This window comes from Mycobacterium szulgai (genome assembly GCF_002116635.1).
Lineage (GTDB): Bacteria > Actinomycetota > Actinomycetes > Mycobacteriales > Mycobacteriaceae > Mycobacterium > Mycobacterium szulgai.
In genome coordinates, this window is the sequence record NZ_LQPW01000049.1 from 77126 (window position 1) to 93971 (window position 16846).

General features: G+C 66.9%; 9 protein-coding genes. 7 read left to right on the forward strand and 2 right to left on the reverse strand.

Annotation, left to right across the window (positions count from 1 at the left end):
- Window positions 1-8 precede the first annotated feature (8 nt).
- Genes AWC27_RS10600 through AWC27_RS10615 form a run of 4 tightly spaced genes read left to right on the forward strand, consistent with a single transcriptional unit; the run spans window position 9 to window position 3980 of the window.
- Window positions 9-1022: an ATP-binding cassette domain-containing protein gene (locus tag AWC27_RS10600; RefSeq protein WP_085670447.1), complete on the forward strand. Its 1014-nt coding sequence runs from the start codon at window positions 9-11 to the stop codon at window positions 1020-1022.
- Complete coding sequence (locus AWC27_RS10605) at window positions 1019-1864, forward strand: ABC transporter permease (RefSeq protein ID WP_085670448.1); 846 nt, start codon at window positions 1019-1021, stop codon at window positions 1862-1864. Before AWC27_RS10600 ends, AWC27_RS10605 begins: the two co-directional genes overlap by 4 nt.
- On the forward strand, window positions 1861-2691 hold the full coding sequence (locus tag AWC27_RS10610; protein ID WP_085670449.1) for an ABC transporter permease: 831 nt from the start codon (window positions 1861-1863) through the stop codon (window positions 2689-2691). Before AWC27_RS10605 ends, AWC27_RS10610 begins: the two co-directional genes overlap by 4 nt.
- A gap of 32 nt (window positions 2692-2723) precedes the next feature.
- Window positions 2724-3980, forward strand: a complete 1257-nt coding sequence (locus AWC27_RS10615; RefSeq protein ID WP_085670450.1) for a phthiocerol/phthiodiolone dimycocerosyl transferase — start codon at window positions 2724-2726, stop codon at window positions 3978-3980.
- Here the strand turns inward: AWC27_RS10615 and pks2 are convergent.
- Window positions 3970-10290, reverse strand: coding sequence for a sulfolipid-1 biosynthesis phthioceranic/hydroxyphthioceranic acid synthase (gene pks2, locus AWC27_RS10620; RefSeq protein WP_085670451.1), 6321 nt, complete (start codon window positions 10288-10290; stop codon window positions 3970-3972). The genes AWC27_RS10615 and pks2 overlap by 11 nt on opposite strands.
- Before the next feature lie 316 nt (window positions 10291-10606).
- Between pks2 and AWC27_RS10625 the strand changes: the two genes are divergently transcribed.
- Together AWC27_RS10625 and AWC27_RS10630 are read left to right on the forward strand one after the other, a co-directional pair.
- Window positions 10607-12355, forward strand: a complete 1749-nt coding sequence (locus AWC27_RS10625; RefSeq protein WP_085670452.1) for an AMP-binding protein — start codon at window positions 10607-10609, stop codon at window positions 12353-12355.
- 7 nt (window positions 12356-12362) lie between these two features.
- On the forward strand, window positions 12363-14948 hold the full coding sequence (locus AWC27_RS10630; RefSeq protein ID WP_085670453.1) for an MMPL family transporter: 2586 nt from the start codon (window positions 12363-12365) through the stop codon (window positions 14946-14948).
- Here the strand turns inward: AWC27_RS10630 and AWC27_RS10635 are convergent.
- Entirely contained in the window at window positions 14908-15597 is a 690-nt protein-coding gene (locus AWC27_RS10635; RefSeq protein ID WP_085670454.1) for an LppX_LprAFG lipoprotein, read from the reverse strand. The two genes, AWC27_RS10630 and AWC27_RS10635, sit on opposite strands and share 41 nt — an antisense overlap.
- Before the next feature lie 143 nt (window positions 15598-15740).
- Here AWC27_RS10635 and AWC27_RS10640 point away from each other — a divergent pair.
- A partial coding sequence (locus tag AWC27_RS10640; RefSeq protein ID WP_085670455.1) for a PE family protein occupies window positions 15741-16846 on the forward strand: 1106 nt, incomplete at its 3' end.

Consider the following 16846-nt stretch of genomic DNA (forward strand, 5'->3'; position numbering starts at 1 on the left):
AGAATCGGATGTCCAATAACTCCAAGAGCGCCGATAGCGGCGCGGCCGTGGTGGTGCGCGGGATTCGTAAGAGGTTCGGCAACGTCGTCGCCCTGGATGACGTCAGCTTCGAGGTGGGCCGCGGCGAAGTGATCGGCCTGCTCGGCCCCAACGGGGCCGGCAAGACCACCATGGTCGACATCTTGTCGACGCTGACCCGGCCGGATGCCGGCACCGCGACCGTCGGCGGCTACGACGTGGTCTCCGAGTCGGCCGGGGTACGGCGCTCGATCATGCTCACCGGACAGCAGGTCGCCGTCGACGACATGCTGTCGGGTGAACAGAATCTGGTGGTGTTCGGGCGTTTGTACGGCCTGAGCAAGTCGGCCGCACGCCAGCGGGCGCAGGAACTGCTCGAGCAATTCGACCTCGTGCACGCCGCCAAACGACGGGTCAGCACTTACTCAGGCGGGATGCGCCGACGCATAGACATCGCGTGCGGGCTGGTGGTGCAACCCCAGGTTGCGTTCTTGGACGAGCCCACCACCGGGCTGGATCCCCGTAGCCGACAAGCGATTTGGGATCTGGTCGGCAGCTTCAAGAAATTGGGCATCGCCACGCTGTTGACCACGCAGTACCTCGAGGAGGCCGACGCGCTCAGCGACCGGATCATCCTGATAGATCGCGGCACCATCATTGCCGAGGGCACCGCCAACGAGCTCAAGCACCGCGCCGGCGACACATTCTGCGAAATCGTGCCGAGGGATGTGAACGACCTGCGCGCCATCGTCGAAGCCCTCGGTTCGCTGTTGCCCGAGCAGCAGCGGGAGATGCTGACACCGGATTCTGACCGGATCACGATGCCGGCGCCGGACGGCACCGCCACCCTTATCGCGGCCGTGCAGCGGCTCAACGCGGCCAATATCGACCTGGCCGACATTGCGCTGCGCCGCCCGTCGCTCGACGACGTATTCCTTTCCATGACAGCCGATCCCAGCGAAGCCCGGGCATTGAGTCATCTGGCGGTGGAGGCCTTGCCGTGAGCGCCCCCGCCCTGAATACGGCGGCGGTGCCGGCGCAGCGGCCACAACCGTCGCGGCTCGGGCAATGGTGGGTGCTCACCGCACGCTTCATTGCGCCTTCCCTGCGCAACGGTGAGTTGATCACCGTGGTCGGTGCGTCGATAGCCTTCACCGCGGCCTTCTACATCCCGTTCTCCATCCCGTGGAAGCACTACATCGGCAGTGGCAGCAGCGGCATCAGCAGCAGCCTTGGGCAATACATCACCCCGCTGATCGCGCTGCAGGCCGTCGCGTTCGCCGCCATGTCGGCGGCCTTCCGCGCCGCGACCGATTCACTCGAGGGCGTCAATCGACGGTTCCGGTCCATGCCGATCGCGCCGTTGACGCCGGTGATCGCCCGCACCACGGCCAGCATCTACCGCTGCTCGATCGGTTTGGCGGGATCGTTGGCGTGTGGCTATGTGATCGGGTTCCGGTTCCATCACGGTCCGCTCTACATCGCCGGCTTTTGCGTGCTGGTGATCGTGATCGGAGCGGTGCTGTCATTCGCCGCGGACTTGCTCGGCACGGCCAGCAGAAATCCCGACGCGATGCTGCCGCTGCTTTCCCTGCCCATCATGATCTTCGGGCTGTTGTCCATCGGAATCCAGCCACTCAAGCTCTTCCCGCACTGGATTCAGCCGGTGGTCCGCAACCAGCCGATCTCCCAGTTCGTGGTGGCGCTGCGGGCACTGGCCGGGGACACGACTCGCAATGCCCTGACGGTGAGTTGGCCGCTTATGCTGCCGACGCTGGCTTGGTTGCTCGGCGCGGTGGTGGTCCTGGTGCCGTCGGCCATGATCGTTTTGTCTAGGCGGCCATGACTTCTACGACTAGTGAGGCAGTCGGGTTTCGTCCAGTCAACTGGCGGCACCCGGAGAATTCTGTCGTATCGCTGATTCCGCAGACTTGGGTGCAGACCAAGCGGATTCTTACCCGGTGGGCCCGCGATTTCGTGACAGTCATCGAATCGCTGGTGCTGCCAATCCTTTTCCTGGTGACACTGAACATCGTGCTCGGCGAGCTGATTTATGCGATGACCCACCGCAGCGCGCTCTACAGCATCGTGCCGTTGATCACGCTTGGCGGCTCCATCACCGGATCCACCTTCGTGGCGCTGGATTTGATGCGCGAACGCTCCTCGGGGCTGCTGTCCCGATTGTGGGTGCTGCCTGTTCACCGCGCCTCAGGAGTGCTGGCCCGAATACTGGCCGAGGCGATTCGGATTCTGTTCACCACCCTGGTGATGCTGGGCGCCGGGGTGTTCCTGGGGTTCCGGTTCCAGCAGGGCCTGCTCATGAGTCTGACCTGGCTTGTGGTGCCGGTGATACTCGGCACTGCCTTCGCCGTCATCGTCACCACGGTGTCGCTCTACACGGTGAAAACGATTGTCGTCGAAGCGGTTGAGGTGGTGCAGGCGCTAGCGCTGTTCTTCTCCACCGGGCTTTTGCCGTTGAACCAATATCCCACCTGGGTGCAGCCGATCGTGGCGCATCAACCGGTGAGCTACGCCATCGAAACGATGCGCGGCCTGGCGTTGGGCGGCCCGATCATGGCGCCGATGATCGCCACCCTGCTGTGGGCCGCGGGCATCTCGGCGGCATGCGCCGTGCCGCTGGCAATCGGCTATCGCCGCGCCTGCGTGCACTGAGGGAGCACGCCGTGACGAATGGAGAATCTTAAGTGTTTGCCGGAGCCGTGGTGCGCAAGCTGGCCGCCAGCGAGGAAGCGTTCGCGCGCTACGAGGCTTTCACCTCCTTCACCGCGCACGTGCGCGGTGTCATCGACATTCTCGCGATGTCGGAAGCCTTCGACGCTCTCATGCAGGCCCACCCGGTATTGGCCGCTCACCTTGAGCCGGGCCCCGACGGCAATCACCACATCGTGGCCAACGATCTGCTGCATCCCGGGATCTCGGTGGTCCGCGCCGATGACGGGATGTCTACGGAGACAACGGGATTACAGCTCGATCAGCGCGTCTCGCTGATAAATCTGCAGGTGACGTTGGGCGACGAAGAGACCCGGGTAACCGTCTATGTCCATCACAGCCTGGCCGACGCACACCATATCGCCGGCCTGCTCGACGAACTGTTGTCCCGCTACACCGACGTGGTGGCAACCGGCGACCCCGGTCCGATAATTCCCGAGCCCGCACCCGAGTCAGCCGAAGTCGTGCTGCAACAACGCGGCATCAAGCAGCACGGGATGACGGGGCTGGAACGCTTCCTGCCGCTGGTGTTCGCCTACGATTTTCCGGCCGTCCCCCAGCCCAGCGTCGCGACGCCTGGCTCGCCCCAACCTGTTCCCATCACCCGGTGCCGGCTCACCAAGCAGGAGACAGCCGACCTGGTGACGTTCAGCCGCGACAACGGGCTCAGCCTCAATGCCGTTATCGCAGCGGCTATCCTGCTGGCGGAGTGGCGTTTACGCGAGACCCCCCACATCCCGATCCCCTACTTGTATGCGGTCGATTTGCGGTTTCTGGTTACCCCACCGGTGGGCGCAACCGAAAGCACCAACCCGGTGGGGGTGGCCGCATACCTCGCCGAGATCGGGCCGGACACCGACATCATCGATTTGGCAAGCGATATCGTCGAATCGTTTCGGTCCGACTTGTCCGACGGTCTGATACACCAGTCTGCGCTCAACTCCCGCAGGATATTCGAAGGAACTCCGCCCGGGCTACCCCCATTCGTCTTCTGCACGAACGTCAGCACCCTGCCCCCGGTGCGCACGCCGGAGGACGTCGAGCTGGTCGACATTTCCAGCCAGGTCTACAGCTGCATGCACGTTCCCGTCGGCTTCTACGCGTGCGTGATCGCCACCGACCAACTGGGGATCGAACTGCACGGCGACATACCGGAGCCGGAGAAATCACTCGACGCGATACGCGACGTGCTGTGCTCTCTTCCCTCGGAGTACGGCTGGGTCATGGAGTGAGCTGGGGTTCGGCCTCCTGAACCAGCGTGTCGGAGATGTGCTGAGCCAAGGCGCGCGCAGTGTTGTGGGTGGCAATCACCTTGGGAGACAGACGTATCCCGGTTTCGGTTTCGATGTGGGTGCGCATCTCGAGCATGCCCAGCGAATCCAGTCCGTACTCGACGAATGGACGGTCGGCGTCGACGGTGCGGCGCAGGATCACGCTGGCCTGCTCGGCGATCATCCGGCGCAGCCGTGCGGGCCATTCCTCCTGCGGCAGCGTTTGTAACTCGGCGAGGAATTTGCTTGGGCCCTTTGCGCCTTGACCGGTCGACTCGAACAATTCCGCCCATGGGCTACGCCGGACCAGATCGGCCAGCCATGGCGCTCCGATGATCGGAACATAACCCGTGTATGCCCGGTTGTAGCGCAGCAGCGTTTCGAACGCGTACAAGCCCTCGTCCGGGTCGATCATGATCTCGCCGCCTTCGGCCCGGAACGTGGCGCGCCCGACCTCTCCCCACGCGCCCCACGCGATCGCGGTGGCCGGCAGACCCTGAGCGTGCCGCCAGTGGGCGAAGGCGTCCACCCAGCTGTTGGCCGCGGCGTAGGCGCCCTGACCGGGCGAACCCAGCAGCGCGGCTCCCGAGGAGAACACGCAGAACCAGTCCAGCGGCTGTCCGCTCGTGGCGCGGTGTAAGTTCCAGGAGCCGAACACCTTTGGCGACCAGTCCCGATCGATCAGCTCGTCGGTGATGTTGGTCAGCGTCGCGTCCTCGACCACCGCCGCCGCGTGCAACACCCCGCGGATCGGAAGCCCGGTGGCGGTTGCCGCACTGACCAGGCGCTCGCCCGTCTCGGCTTCGGCGATGTTGCCGCACTCCACCACGATGTCGGCCCCAGCCTTGCGGAGGCGCTCGATAGCCTGCCGAGCCCTGGGGTTGGGCTGCGAGCGGGCCGTGAGAACGATCCGGCCGCAACCCGCTCCCGCCATCTTCTCGGCGAAGAACAGGCCAAGACCGCCCAGGCCGCCGGTGATGATGTAGGCGCCGTCGGGACGGAAGCTCTGCACCTGCTCCGGGGGCAGCACCACACTGCTGCGTCCCGCGTGCGGGATGTCCAGGATGAGCTTTCCGGTGTGCTGGGCCGCGCTCATCACCCGAATCGCGGTGGCCGCCTCGGCAAGTGGGTAGTGCGTGCTCTCCGGCATCGGCAGCGACCCATCGGCCGTCATCCGATAGACGGTCTTCAACAATTCCTGGACCTCGCCGGGATGGCTGACCGACAGCAATCCCAGGTCTACGGCGTAGAACGTCAGGTTGCGGCGGAACGGCAACAGCCCCAGCTTGGTGTCGCCGTAGATGTCGCGCTTGCCGATCTCGACGAACCGCCCGTTCAGCGCGAGCAGTTTCAGCCCAGCCAGTTGCGCCGCCCCCGTCACCGAGTTGAGCACGATGTCCACCCCGTACCCGCCGGTGTCGCTGCGGATCTGGTCGGCGAATTCGGTGCTGCGCGAGTCGTAGACATGCTCAATTCCCATGTCGCGCAACACTTGCCGACGCTCGTCACTGCCGGCGGTGGCGAAGATTTCGGCCCCCACCGAGCGGGCGATCGCGATGGCCGCCTGGCCCACGCCTCCGGTACCGGAGTGGATCAACACCTTGTCTCCGGCCCGCATCCGGGCCAGGGTGCACAGGCCGTACCAGGCCGTGGCATGCGCGGTCGTGACCGCCGCCGCCTGGCCGTCGGTCAAGCCCGGCGGCAGCTTGGTCGCCAGCCGCGCATCGCAGAGCACGAAGGTGCTCCAACAGCCGTTGGGTGACATGCCCCCGACGTGGTCGCCGACCTGGTGCTCGGTGACGTCCGGCCCGACGGCGGTCACCACGCCGGCGAAGTCGGTGCCGAACTCCGGCAGCCGGCCCTCGAAGGAGGGATACCGGCCGAAGGCGACCAGGACGTCGGCGAAGTTGATGCTGGATGCGCTGACGGCGACCTCGATCTGCCCGGGGCCCGGCGGAACACGGTCGAACGCAACGAATTCCGTCGTCTGCAGGTCGCCGGGCGTGCGGATGTGCAACCGCATCCCGTCCCGCTCGTGGTCCAGGGTGACGGTCCGCCGCTCCTCATGGCTCAGCGGGCTGGGGCTCAAGCGCGCCACGTACCACTCGCCATTGCGCCAGGCCGTCTCGTCCTCTTCGGATTCACCGACAAGCTGCTGGGCCACCTGTTCGACCGGGGTGTGCTCGTCCACATCGACCTGGGTGGTACGCAGCAGCGGATGTTCACTGCCGATCACCCGCAGCAGGCCACGCAGCCCGGCCTGCTCCAGGTTGAGCTCGTCATCGGAAAGAACTTGCTGGGCTTGCCGGGTCACGACGAACAGGCGGGGCAACTCGCCCTCCAGCTCTGCCAGCTCCCGGGTGATCCGAACCAGATGCCGCACCTGCTCACGACCCCGCAGCAGACTGTCCTCGTCCGGTTGTCCCGCGGCGGGCCCACAGATGATCGCTACCCCGCTGACGGGGCGGCTGCGCAGTTGACTGATCAGCGCTTCGCGGCCAGCCGCCGGGTCGGCCGGACTCGGCCAATGCAGGCTTGCGCATTCGGTGCCCTCGGCGCCATGTGATTTCAGCGCATCGGCCAACGTCGCCGCCAACATATCCTCGGCGTCGGAGGCGTTGATCAGCAGCCAAGAGCCGACACCGGAATCTGCACCGGCGACCTCGGGCAGCGCACGCTGGCGCCAATCGAGAGTCAGCAACCGCTCGCTGAGCACCCGATTGCGCTCGCCGCTTTCCGACGTTCCCGTCCCCATGCGCAGCCCCCGCACGGTGAGCAGCACTGTTCCGTGCTCGTCCAGCACGTCGAGGTCGGCTTCGCCGCCGTTCGCGTCAGCCTTGGTCACTGTCGTGTAGCAGTAGCGGGCGTTGCGGGTAGGTCCGTAGGCGCGCAGGCCGCGCACACCCAACGGCAACAGCAGACCGCCACCACCGCTGGCACCGAAGCCGGCGGCGACGGACTGGAAGCAGGCATCCAGCAACGCCGGATGTACCCCGTAGGCGGACTGCTGGAAGCGAATCGAGGCGGGCAGCCCGACCTCGGCGAGCACGGTGCCCGCTTTGTTCTCCGCGGTGCGCGCCGTGGTCAGACCGCTGAAGGCGGCACCAAGCTGGATGCCGCGCTCGACGAGCCCCTCCCGCAATTCCGTCCCGTTGACCGAATCCGGGTGCGCGGCCAGCAGGGCGGTGATGTCGTATGCAGCAGGCGTGGAATCGTCGGCCGTCTCATGCAGGACCGCGGTGGCGTGCCGGGTGTCCTCACCGTCCTGATGGGTCTTCACCACGAAGTTGAAAACGCCCGAGGCATCCGCGGCGGCGACGGCATCGATCGGGGTCTGTTCGTCGAGCAACAGCATCTGCTCGAACGCGATGTCGCGAACCTCGGCCGTCTCGCCGAAAACCTCTTGCGCCGCGGCCAAAGCCATTTCGCAGTAAGCGGCACCGGGTAGGGCGGCCACGTTGTGCACCTGGTGATCGCCGAGCCAGGCCAGCGTCGCGGTACCGATGTCGGTCTGCCAAACGTGGCGCTGCGGCTCCTCATTCAGCCGCACATGTGCGCCCAGCAGCGGATGCACGGAGATCGTGCTGGCACCTTGGGCCTTCTGGGCCTGCCCTTCGTCGTCGATGAACAGGTGCTGGTGGGTCCACGCCGGCAGCGGCGCATCCACCAGCCGTCCGGCGGGGAACAACACTGAAAAGTCCACCGCCGCACCTGCGCTGTGCACATCCGTCAGCAGCCCGCGCAGCCCGTGCGGTAACGCCTGCTCACGCCGCATGCCGGCCAGCGTGGCCACCGACATGTCCAGGCTGCGGGCGTTCTGATCCACGGCGTGGGTAAGCAGCGGGTGCGGTGACAGCTCGGCGAACACCCGGTAGCCGTCCTCCAGCGCGGCCTGCACAGCGGCGGCGAACTGCACGGTGTTGCGTAGGTTGTCCACCCAGTAGCTGCCATCACACACGGGCTGCTCGCGGGGATCGAACAGCGTTGCCGAGTAGTACGGAACCTTGGGCGCCGTCGGCGTGAGATCGGCCAATGCCGCGGCCAGGTCGTCGAGGATCGGGTCGACTTGCGACGAGTGTGACGCCACGTCGACGGCCACCTCGCGGGCCATCACATCCCGCTGCTCCCAGCGCGCCACGAGATCACGAATCGTTTCAGTGGCGCCACCGATCACCGTGGACTGCGGCGAGGCCACTACCGAAACCCCGACATCGTGGATGCCGCGGGCCATCAGCTCCGAATTCACTTGCTTGGCAGGCAGTTCCACCGAGGCCATGGCGCCGGCACCGGCGATGCGGCACATCAGCTTGGACCGGCGGCAGATGACGCGAGCCCCGTCTTCGAGCGACAACGCCCCGGCGACCACCGCGGCCGCCGATTCGCCCAGGGAGTGCCCGATGACCGCGCCGGGGCGCACCCCGTAGGTCTGCTCCATCGCGGCGGCCAGCGCGACCTGCATGGCGAAAATGGTGGGCTGTACCTTGTCGATACCGGTCACCGTCTCCGCCGCGGTCATCGCCTCGGTCACCGAGAATCCTGACTCCGCAGCGATCACCGGCTCCAGCGCGGCGATCGTCGCGGCGAATACCGGTTCGCTGGACAGCAGGTCAGCGCCCATCGCGGCCCACTGCGAGCCTTGCCCGGAGAACACCCACACCGGTCCCCGCTGGCCCTGACCGACGGCTGCCTCATACAAGGCATCGCCGTCAGCCATTGCCCGCAATCCCTCGGCCAGCTCCTTGAGGTCGGCGGCCACCACCGCGGTGCGGACCGACCGGTGCGCACGCCGGCGCGCCAGCGTGTAAGCCAGATCCGAAGGTGCCACGGAATCCGCGTTGCCCTCAACCCAGTCGGCGAGGCGCCGTGCGGTTTGCCGCAGCCCGTCGGCTGAGCTGGATGACAACGCGAACAGCAGCGGATCGGCCACCGGAGCGGCCTCGGTGCCAGCCTGCTCCGGCGCCTGTGCTGGTGCCTGTTCGAGGATTGCGTGCACATTCGTTCCCGACAACCCGAACGAGGACACCGCGACCCGCCTGGGGATCTCATCGACCGTCTCCGGCCACGGCGTAACCGCCTGCGGCACAAACAATCCCGTCTCGATCTCGGCAAGTTCATCGGGCAGCCGGGTGAAGTGCAGCAGCGGCGGCAACGCCGCGTGCTGAAGCGACAGAATCGCCTTGATCAGCGCCACTGCCCCCGCGGCGGACTCGCTGTGGCCCATGTTGCTCTTGATCGATCCGAGCGCGCAACGATTGGCAGTGGTGCCGTCGGAGGTGCCGTAGACCTGCGCAAGGCTGCGGTACTCGATCGGGTCGCCCACCGGGGTTCCGGTGCCGTGGGTTTCCACCGCACCAACGGTTTCGGGCTCCACACCCGCCGCGGCAAGTGCCGCCCGGTAGACAGCCACCTGCGCCTCTTCAGACGGCATCATGAGCGTCTCGGTGCGACCATCCTGGTTGGTGGCCGTGCCGCGCAGTACGGCAAGGATCCGGTTGCCGTCGGCCAGGGCATCGGGCAGTCGTTTGAGCAACAAGACGCCACAACCCTCGGATCGCACAAACCCGTCCGCCGCAACATCGAATGCATGGCAGCGACCGGTTGCCGAAAGCATGGCCTGTGCCGAGAGCGCCACACTTCCGTCCGGTTCCAAAAGCACCGCGCAGCCACCCGCCAGAGCGAGGTCGCTTTCACCTTCGTGCAAGCTGCGGCAGGCCAGGTGCACCGCCATCAGACCCGACGAGCAAGCGGTGTCGAGCGTCATTGCCGGGCCGTGCAGGCCAAGCGTGTGCGCGATCCGTCCGGAGGCCACGCTGTTGGTGAGGCCGGTAACCACATAGGGGCTGGCCAACCCGCCCGAGCCGGTGGTGCGTACCAGGTAGTCCTCGTGGGCCAACCCAGTGAATACCGCTGTCGAAGAGCCGGCCAGCGACGCCGGATCCAGACCGGCGTGCTCGATCGCCTCCCACGCGGTCTCCAGCAGCAATCGGTGCTGGGGATCGATCGAGGTCGCCTCCCGCTCGCTGATTCCGAAGAACTCGGCATCGAAGCCGGCGACGTCGTCGAGGAAACCCCCCCAGCGCGACACCGTGCGGCCGGGCACTCCCGGCTCGGGGTCGTAGTAGTCGTCGGCGTCCCACCGGTCGGCCGGGATCTCGGTGACCAGGTCGTCCCCGCGCAGCAGTGCCTCCCACAGCATGTCGGGCGAGTCGATACCCCCAGGAAGCCGGCATCCCATCCCGATGACCGCAATGGGAGTCACACGTGTTTCCATCGCTCTACAACCTCGTCTCAGATCTAGCGGCTTTAACCGACCACATCACCGAATTTTGATACGGGTAACGCCAATGGCGCGGCGCCGCTCTGACAACCCCTCATCCGGGCTGGCCCGGATCTGCAAGACCGATGCTCGGTCCCGGAGATCCAAGCTTAGACGCCGCGCTGGGCTGCCGAGGACAAAGATACGAATTCCCAGCTTCTGGCCAGGTACAGCCGCCGATCCGCGCCGAGCTGGTACAGAATCGCAGGTCAGGGGCCCGTCGCTGCGATTCCGTTTCGGCCCGCATAACGACGCCGGTAACGTCGTGCCCATGAATGTGCGTTCCCTTCCCGCCGTGCTGCGCGACTGGGCCCGTCTGCAGCCCAATGACACGGCATTCACCTACCTCGATTACGAGCAGGATTGGGACGGCGTTGCACAGAGCTTGACGTGGGCGCAGCTGTACCGGCGCACTCGCAACCTGGCGCAGGAACTCAGTAAGAGCGGTTCTGCCGGTGATCGAGTGGTGATTCTGGCCCCCCAGGGACTCGACTACATCGTCGCTTTCTTCGGTGCATTGGAGGCCGGACTCATCGCGGTTCCGCTTTCGGTGCCACAGGGTGGTGCCAGCGACGAACGGGTGGATTCGGTGCTACGCGACGCGTCACCGGTCGCGGTGCTCACCACCTCATCGGTGATCGACGATGTCGCGCAGCACGTTACGACGCAGTCGCTCGATTCCGTCCCAGCCGTCATTGCGGTGGATGCGCTGGATCTGGACGCCCGCAACGGATCTGGTAGCGGAACCGACAATCATCCGCCGATTGCCTACCTGCAGTACACGTCCGGATCCACCCGCACGCCGGCCGGCGTCATCATGTCCCATCAGAACCTTCGGTCCAATCTCGAACAACTGATGGCCGGCTACTTCGCCCACTCCGACGGGATCGCCCCGCCGGATCTGACGCTGGTCTCGTGGCTGCCGTTTTACCACGACATGGGTTTGGTGCTGGGCGTATGTGCGCCGATTCTGTTGGGCGTTCCGGCGGTCCTCACCAGCCCGGTGTCGTTCCTGCAGCGACCCGCCCGGTGGATGCACATGCTGGCGGGCAGTCCCCAGCCGTTTTCAGCGGCGCCGAACTTCGCCTTCGAGGTAGCGGCGAAGAAGGTATCCGATGCCGACATGGCCGGCCATGATCTCGGCCATGTGCACACCATCCTCAGTGGTAGTGAGCGGGTGCAGCCCGCGACGCTCACGCGCTTCGCGGACCGCTTCGCCCGATTCAACTTGTCCGACAACGTGATCCGGCCCTCCTATGGACTCGCCGAAGCAACGGTGTACGTGGCGACGAGCAGGCCGGGCCAACCACCCAAACTGCTGGACTTCGAGGCCGAGAAATTAGCCGACGGCAAAGCGGTGCGGGCCGAAAACGGCAGCGGCACACCGTTGGTCAGCTACCTGGTGCCGAAATCGCCGATCGTGCGCATCGTCGATCCCGACACCTGCGTCGAACGTGAAGAGGGACAGGCCGGCGAGATCTGGGTGCACGGCGAGAACGTAGCGCAAGGCTATTGGCAGCGAGCCGAAGAAAGCGAACGCACCTTCGGCGCCGAGATCCTCAACCCCTCGGCCGGGACACCCGCTGGACCGTGGCTACGCACCGGCGACTCGGGCTTTGTCGCCGACGGCGAATTGTTCATCATCGGCCGGATCAAGGATCTGCTGATCGTGTACGGCCGCAACCACTCTCCGGACGACATCGAGGCGACGATCCAGGAGATCACCCGGGGCCGCTGCGCGGCGATCGCGGTTCCGGGCGACCGCAGCACCGAAAAGCTGGTCGCCATAATCGAATTCAGGAAGCGCGACTCCGACTCCGACGCCGGGATCTTTGCCGACCGGATGGGCGCCATCAAGCGCGAGGTCACCTCCGCGCTGTCGACGTCGCACGGCCTGAGCGCTGCGGACCTGGTTCTGGTACCGCCCGGTTCGATCCCCATCACCACCAGCGGCAAGGTCAGGCGGGGGGCCTGTGTCGAGCAGTACCGCCAGGATCAGTTCGCCCGCTTGGACGTTTAGCAGCACCGTGCGTACTGACGAAGCCGAACCCCGATCGCGGCTCGCCAAACTCGTCGTCATCGCCGCCTGGATCGCGGTGGCAGTGATCGCGAACGTGGTTCTGGCTCTCACGCACGCGACCCCCGGCGATGCCGGCTCGACGCTGCTGCCCCGGGACGCTACGAGCAGCGCCGCCAAGCGGATCGGCCAAGCGTTCCCGGGCACCGGCACCAACGCCATCGCTTACCTGGTGATCGAGGGCCGCGACATGCTGGGCCCGGCGGACCAGCAGTATTACGACACCGCCGTCAGCGCTCTGCGCGCCGACACCGCCCATGTGGGATCGGTCCTGGACTGGTGGTCGGATCCGCTGACCGCCCCGCTGGGAACCGGTCGCGACGGCCGGTCGGGTATTGCGATGGTGTGGCTGAAGGGCGAGGCGGGCAGCGCCCAAGCGCGGCAATCGCTGGCAGCCGCCCGCTCGGTGGTGCACAAGCTTGCCCCGAGCGCGGGACTGCGCGCCCGCATCGCGGTTCCGGCGGCCACCGACGATATGCCGCTGCACATGACCGCGTGGCAGGGCGCGGCGATCGTGGCCGCGGCGGTGCTGATCGCCGTCTTGGTGTTATTGCGGGCTCGGCTGTCCAAGCCCTCGGTGGGGTCGGTGCTGCTGAGCGCCGCACTGTCAGCGGCGGTGGCGTGGTCGCTGGCCACCATGCTGCGCGGGGTTTCGGTGTTTGCGCTGACCCTGGGCGCTGTCCTGGCCGTCGCCGTCCTCACCGCAGCCGCCATACTCGTTGCCCGCCGCGAACCCGACGCCGAGGAGCCCGCGCGCCGATATCGCGACATGTTGCCGGCGTTGGCCCTGCCCGGGGTGTGCGTCGCGCTGCTCACCGCCCCGCTGCTGCTTGCCCGAACTCCGGCGCTGCACAGTGTGGGTATTTCCGCGCTGAGTGCAGTTGTGGCACTTGCGGCTTCGTTGACACTGCTGCCCGCCCTGATCGGGTCGGCATTGCCGGCAGCGCCGCCACGCGCCGCCGGCCGCACCTGGACCCCGCCGGTCTCGATACCCCACCCGGGGGTAGCCGTCGCCGTGGTGTTGGTCATCTGCGCGCTGCCCATCATCGGGATGCGCTGGGACGCACCGCAAAGCCAGGCCACGACAATCAGCGCCCAATTCGTCCCAGGGCGATCGCTACCCGACGTGGTGGTGATCAAATCCGACCACGACCTGCGCGACCCGGCGGGCCTGATCGCCATCGACGCGGTCAGCCGGCGGCTGATGGGGATCCCCGGTGTCCGCAAGGTGGAGTCGGCGGCGTGGCCCGCCGGGATCCCCTGGACCGAGGCCTCGCTGACGGCGGCGGCCGGCCGGCTCGGCGATCAACTCGACCGGCAGGCCGTGACGTTCGTGCCTCAGGTCAATGCCATCAAATCTCTGGCGTCCGCGCTCGATCAGGTGACCGGCGCGGTCAACGAGCTGCAAAACAGCGTGACGGCCGGTCTGGCCGGGGTGGGCGAGATACAGCAGGTCGTCAACCGCGTGGTGGCCGGCACCCGCAACATCAAGGACACCACCGTGCAGGTGTCGGGATACCTGGACCCGGTACGCGACTGGGCGGGTGGAGTCCAGAATTGCCCGGCCGACGCACTGTGCTCGGCGGCGCGCAAGGTCATCGACCCCTTGGATAAGGTAATCGCCGACGTCGTGGTGCTCTCCGACGGCGCGGATCGCATCGCCGCGTTGTCGACCAAAACGGTCGGCGCATTCGCGTCCACCCCACGCGCGGTGGCCGAAATGCAGTCGGCGTTGGGGCAGCTGCGCTCGTTCGTGCCGACGCTGGAACGGACCGTCGAGGAGACCATCCCGCAAGTCGTGCAGCTGTCGGCCTTCCTGAAGAGCCTGAGCAACGATTTCGCCGACACCGGCGAGGGCGGCTTCTACCTGTCCAGAAAGGCACTGGCCGATCCGTCCTACCAGAACGTGCGAAAGACCATGTTCTCCTCGGACGGAACGGCGACCCGGCTGTTCGTATTCTCGGCCGCGGATAGACCGGCGCAGGCACAGCAGCTGGCGAACGTCACGGACAACGCGACGAAGTACGGCAGCCTCGTCGATAGCCAGATCACGCTGAGCGGAGCCGCGCAGGTAGCCGCGAGCGTCCGCGCCGCGGTCACCCACGACGCGGTGCTGTTGGCGGCCACACTGCTCGGACTCCTGGCGCTGATCAGCATGTGGCGCGGCGCCGTGACCGGTGTAGTGACAGGCCTTGGCCTAGCGGTGTCTTACCTTGCGGCCCTGGGGATTTCGGTTGCACTATGGCAGCACCTACTGGGTGATGCCCTGCACGCATCGGTGGCGCCGGTGTCGTTCGCCATCCTCGCGGCGTGCGGCGTACCGCATCTGCTGGCTCGAGGTGGGCTTGTGCCACTGACGGCGCTCGGCGCCGTCTTCGGTGGCGGACTGGTGCTGGCGTCCGGCACGTCGTTCAGCGCGCTCGGTCAGGTCGGCGGCGTTGTCGTGCTCGGGCTGTTAGCGCTGACCCTGGCCAGGCGCTGGTTGGTGCCCGCCGTTAGTCGACGTTTACCGGCTCGTTCCACTTCGACAGCGTGACCTGGAGGGTCTTGCCGGAGCCGAGGTCGACGCGGGCCTGAACGAGGCGGTGCGAACCGTCCGAGGCGATCCACACCGTGGCCGGCGCCGAGTTCTTGGCGTCGGGAACCAGGATCTTCACCGTGTCCGGCGGGAGGGTTCCGCTGATTTTGGTGGTCGGAACGCCGTCGATCGTCTCCGAGCCCTGCGATTGCAGATTGGTGACACCGGAAAGCATCTTCGCCACCCCGTTGATGGGGTCGAGCAGCCGCGAGGCCGATAGGTCGGTGACGGAGCCGAGATTGGTCCAGTCGTCGAACAGCTTCACCGAGATGTTGTCGTCTTTGATCCGGAACGGGACGCCCGACTCGTCGTGGTAGGTGCACGCACCCTTTGCCGAAAGCGGGTTGGCCCGGACATCGACGTCGGCGCTGGTGATACCCAGCATGCTGTCGATCTGTCCGGTCGTCCGGACCGCCAGGTGCGCGCTGTTCAGGGCCTTGGTGGCGTCCACGGACTGGCGCACGTCGGCCATAAGCGGCGAGTCGACCGTCGAGCTGGCAGGCGAACTCTGCGCCCCGGAATCGGGCTTGGACGAGGAGCAACCGGACAGCAGTAAGCCCAGGCAGGCCATTCCGATAACCGCAGCTGTAGTGACCCGTGTTGCCATAGATATTGAACCTCGCCTCAACCTTTGGGTGAATCGCCAAGCTTAGACGCCGGACTTGAGCGATTTCGCAAGGGCGGGAAACCGATCCCCTTACGATGAGTCGGCGCCGGTCGCGGTATGGACGAGCTGTCGGGAGGTTCCCCATGTCATTTGTGACCACAGCACCACAGCTGCTCTCGGTCGCGGCCGAGCAAGCAGGCGGGATCGGGTCGGCGATCGGCGCTGCCAGCGCGGCCGCCGCGGCCCCCACTATCGGGGTGCTGGCCGCCGCCGAAGATGAAGTGTCGGCAGCCGTTGCGGCGCTGTTCGGCAGCCACGCACAGAATTACCAGCTACTGAGCAGCCAAGCGGCGGCGTTCCACGACCGGTTTGTCGAGGCTTTGCGCAACGGTGCAGGGTGGTACGCCGCCGCCGAGGCCGCCAACGCCAACCCGCTACAGTGCCTGCTCGATGCGATCAACGCGCCCACCCAAACTCTGCTGGGCCGCCCGCTGATCGGCAACGGCGCGGATGCGGTTTCCCCTGGTCGAGGTGGCGGTGACGGCGGCCTGCTGTACGGCAATGGCGGAGCCGGCTATACCAGCACGTCAGCCGGGGTGGCCGGTACTCGAGGCGGGAATGCGGGGCTCATCGGCGCGGGCGGCCGCGGCGGTGGCGGCGGAGCAGGCGCCATGGGCGGGGGCGGCGGCAACGGCGGCTGGCTCTACGGCGCCGGCGGCAATGGCGGCCAAGGTGGGGCCGGCGCGATGGGCGGCGTCGGCGGCAATGCCGGGCTGATCGGCAACGGCGGGGCCGGCGGGGCCGGCGGCGACGGGGCCTCAGGCGCAGCGGGGGTCAACCCGACCCAGCATGTGACCCAGCCCGATGCCACGCCCGGCGCTGCAGGTTCTCCCCTAACCGCCACCGGAGGCGGGGCAGGTACCAACGGGATTGTCGGACAGACCGGGGGCGCCGGCGCAGCTGGAGCCACGGGCATTGGGGGCGGCGGTGGCGGTGGCGCCGGCGGCGCGGGCGGTGACGGAGCGCCCGGCGGAGCCGGCGGCGCAGGCGGCGACGCTAACGGCGGCGGCGGAGGAGGAGGCGGGATCGGCGGCGCCGGTGGCGCCGGCGGCATCGGCAAGTTCTTCGGTATCAGCCAAGGTGGCAGTGGAGGCGGTGCGGGTGGCGGCTTCGCCGGATCTGGCACCACGGCTGGCGGTGGCGGCGACGGCGGAAAAGGCGGCACTGGCGGCCATGGAGGGAATGGTGG

Coding starts and splice junctions, on each gene's coding strand:
- pks2 (WP_085670451.1), bottom strand. CDS start 10,290: ATGGAAACACGTGTGACTCCCATTGCGGTCATCGGGATGGGATGCCGG.
- AWC27_RS10600 (WP_085670447.1), top strand. CDS start 9: ATGTCCAATAACTCCAAGAGCGCCGATAGCGGCGCGGCCGTGGTGGTG.
- AWC27_RS10635 (WP_085670454.1), bottom strand. CDS start 15,597: ATGGCAACACGGGTCACTACAGCTGCGGTTATCGGAATGGCCTGCCTG.
- AWC27_RS10625 (WP_085670452.1), top strand. CDS start 10,607: ATGAATGTGCGTTCCCTTCCCGCCGTGCTGCGCGACTGGGCCCGTCTG.
- AWC27_RS10610 (WP_085670449.1), top strand. CDS start 1,861: ATGACTTCTACGACTAGTGAGGCAGTCGGGTTTCGTCCAGTCAACTGG.